This is a genomic window from Bacillus sp. 05T31 (assembly GCF_056396725.1).
This window is the reverse complement of the sequence record NZ_JBFTMA010000481.1, coordinates 1-3488: the sequence shown is the minus strand read 5'-3', so window position 1 is coordinate 3488 and position 3488 is coordinate 1. Positions and strand designations below refer to the sequence as shown.

General features: G+C 30.9%; 4 protein-coding genes. All 4 read right to left on the bottom strand.

The window, feature by feature from the left end:
• The coding region (locus tag AC1DJR_RS22385; protein ID WP_477003533.1) for a bestrophin family protein at positions 1-855 on the bottom strand (855 nt) is incomplete at its 3' end.
• A gap of 178 nt (positions 856-1033) precedes the next feature.
• Positions 1034-1453 carry a phosphate-starvation-inducible protein PsiE gene (psiE, locus tag AC1DJR_RS22380; protein ID WP_002165314.1) on the bottom strand — a complete coding sequence of 140 codons (420 nt, stop codon included), beginning with the start codon at positions 1451-1453 and terminating at the stop codon, positions 1034-1036.
• A 176-nt stretch (positions 1454-1629) separates the two neighbouring features.
• Complete coding sequence (locus tag AC1DJR_RS22375; protein ID WP_477003532.1) at positions 1630-2793, bottom strand: agmatine deiminase family protein; 1164 nt, start codon at positions 2791-2793, stop codon at positions 1630-1632.
• Positions 2794-3078: 285 nt separating this feature from the next.
• Positions 3079-3488 (bottom strand): serine hydrolase (locus AC1DJR_RS22370; protein ID WP_477003531.1); only part of this gene is annotated, 410 nt, incomplete at its 5' end.

Sequence of the window (3488 nt, the reverse complement as noted above, 5' to 3'; positions counted from 1 at the left end):
TTCTACCCCTATGCAAATCCCTTCTAGCGGAAGATCGTTTGGATCCTGACCAAATGGATCCTCAATTTCAACTCCTATTGCTTCAATCCCTATAAATGCAAAACTTATAAACGTAGTTGCAAGTACTGTAAACCATCCAAGACTATCAACAAGACCAATCGATAAAGTCCCGCAAAATATGAGCAGTAAAATTTTAATATGWGCAAAATAGGCAAAAGGAATAGGCGTTGTTTTGATCCGATCACATCCACCCACAGCCGTAAGCAGAGTATTCAAATCAGCTTCCATATTAATTATTGCATTTGGGTGAATTTGACCCGTTTTCAAACCTTTTGATAGTATAGTTTTTAACATAAAAACTATACTAATCGGTAAATGAATAGACTCAGCCAACATTTCTTTTTCCTTCTCAGAACAAATATCAAACAATGCTTTTATTTCGGATAAATCTTTTTCGTCTCTCAAATGTCCTTTCGCTATCTTTGGAAAAGCAATTAACAAATTTAAAAATTTTAATTTTTCCTGATCCGTCTTTTTCCCTTCAGACTCCCAATAACATAAAAAACTAACTGCCAAATTTCTAGTACAAGCACCAACTGTTCCAAATAACTTTCTACCTTCCCAATACCTATCATAGGCAGTGTTAGTACGAAAAACTAACAGTAGRCCTAAAGCTCCTCCAACAATTACCCAAGGAGTTTGATTAATTTTTATTTCTACATAATAATAATTAATCACAGTTACTATCGTTGAAATACATATATATAATAAAATTTGCGGGAAAATATCTCTTAYMACTGTTCCCTTTAATGTAAATATTTGATGTAAACTATTTTGATTATTGTAATGAACCATAYTTACAAAAACCTCTTTCCTTATTAACCTTTTATTCTTTTAAATTATGAAAGTATACAATTAAATAGTAGAATCATAAACCCTATTATTATAAAACTGGTTAAGATTATTTCTTTCAATACTGTTACTCCTTTTTACCAAAAGATAAAACATCTTTTTTGATTTAAACAACAAACGTTCACTCTTCTAAATCACGACGCATTATTTTAGAATTTGCAATGAATAAAGCACTAATTAATACAAGAATCGCGCAAGCATATATCAATGAATCCATTGGACTATCATGGTCTATAATAATTAGACGAACAATAGCCGTAATACCTATATATATAAAATAACGTAATGGAAAATGAAAGTTCATTTGAAAATACTTTATAATCATTACGATGAATTCAAAATATAAAAAGAATACGACAATGCTATCAATTAAATGATAACTAGATTCCTCACTATTTAATTTAAGTTCTTGTATAAATTGAATGACTTCTTTCATAAGAAACACACTTAAAACAATTCCCAAACAGATCAAAGCTACATTTATAATGTACTGTAGAACGATAGGGAAAAACGAAAATACTCTTTTTAAATTCTTTAACACAAACATTTTTCTTCTTTTCCATATAAAACAATAATGACAATATACTTTTATTTAATTATCGTTACATTGAAATTATACATTCCTATCTTGTTACAGATGTTAAAACAAGACAAAATAAGTAAAGATAGCATTTCACCTATTTTGTCTATAAAGCAACATAACGAAACTATAATCGATTACTTCAATTGAATCGGTTGTTGCTGTGTCACACAATGGATCATTCCGCCATTTTTATAAAGCTCTCTCACATCAATTCCCACTACTTTACGATCCGGGTATAATTTCTGAATCGTATCGTTTGCGATTTTGTCATTTGGATCATTATAGTTAGGCACCAATATAACTGTATTCCCAACATAATAATTGATATATGACCCCTTATAATCTAGAGTTTTTCCACCTTCTAAAGTAACTTTATCTTTACTAAGCGGTAAGTATTCGTACTTATATTTCTGTCCGGAAGCATTTTTTGCATCTAACAATTTATCCATATCTTTGTTTGACAAGCCCCATTCAGCCAAGTCATCTTCTGCCATCGTTACGATTGTAGATTTATCATGGAATTTAGCAAATCCATCAATATGAAAATCAGTAATATCTAAATTAGGCACTCCATCTAACCAAATAAAGTTTGTCACCCCAAGGTCACTTATATATTTTTCAATTTCAGCTTCTGATAAATCAGGATTTCTATTTTTATTCGTTACTGCGCTTCGAGTTAATAAAGCAGTCCCATTGCTGTCTAATTCAATTGCGCCACCTTCAAGGACAAATTTCCCCCAATCAATTCTTTCAATCCCTAATTGTTTACTAACATTCTCACGTATACGGGCATCATTTTTATATGGAGTTTTCTTTCCCCAACCATTAAATGCTGGATCTAATATTTTCATATTTTTATTATTGTCATAAACAAAAATCGGTCCACTATCTCTTGCCCACACATCATCAGTAGGAGCGATAAAGAAATCAACTTTATCCATATTCAGCCCTTTATCTATTAAAAGCTTATTGATTCGCTCTTTCTCTTCCTCATCATATACAACAATGTGGACTTTTTCACCCTCAGTTAAAGCACTTGCCATCTTAATCCAAATAGSTTCAACTTCTTGTTTATACTCTTGACCATATGTGTATTCATGAGGCCATTGTAGCCATGTACCTTCATGTTTATCTTTTTCATCCGGCATCGTATATTTTCCAGCGTTTTTCTGTACCTCTACTTTTTTATCCTCTTTCTCTTTCCCTTTGGCATTTTCATTATTCCCTTCAAAAGAACATCCACTAATAATCGTTGTAGATAATGTAGCTATTAAACAAAACTTTACTATTTTTTTCATTTTTCAACCTCCTGTTCATGTCTACAATACTGTAAGGCTTAACATAGTGTGAAGCTCAAGCTTTTTCATCAATGTAAAAATTACCAATTATTCTTCCGCATGATAATCACATAATTTCAATACAAATAGATGACATTCACAAAATACATTTCCTATATTTAACATCCATATCATTTAACTTCCTTCATAAATTTATTCTAATACTAATCCCCTCTCATACATGCTTGTTCACTAAATAAAAAAATCGGTATTGATAATTTTATATCAATACCGATTTTTAAATAATTATTTTCCTTCTATTAAATCATTCGCTAATTTCCTAAACTCTTGATTAAATGTATCATTCATACCATTTTGTACGTTAGAGAATAATATTACAAACGTTCTTTTATCCCAGTTAAAATTATTAAAAGTGTTCCAGCCAGCTAATACACCGTGGTTATGATAATAATCTGGGTAAATATAGAAGCTAAATCCATATTTTCTCGCAGGTGATACTGTAAACATATCTGATAAGCTTTGTTTAGAAATCAGCTTTCCATCCATAATAGCCTCATCTAATCTTTTCATATCTTCAACGGTCGTATACATTTCACCACAACCATACAGCCAGTTCATTTTTAAGCGGGGTGTAGCTATTAACTCATTATCTTTTTTCGTGTAACCTTCTGCTAAGAAAATATCTTCAGGGAGAG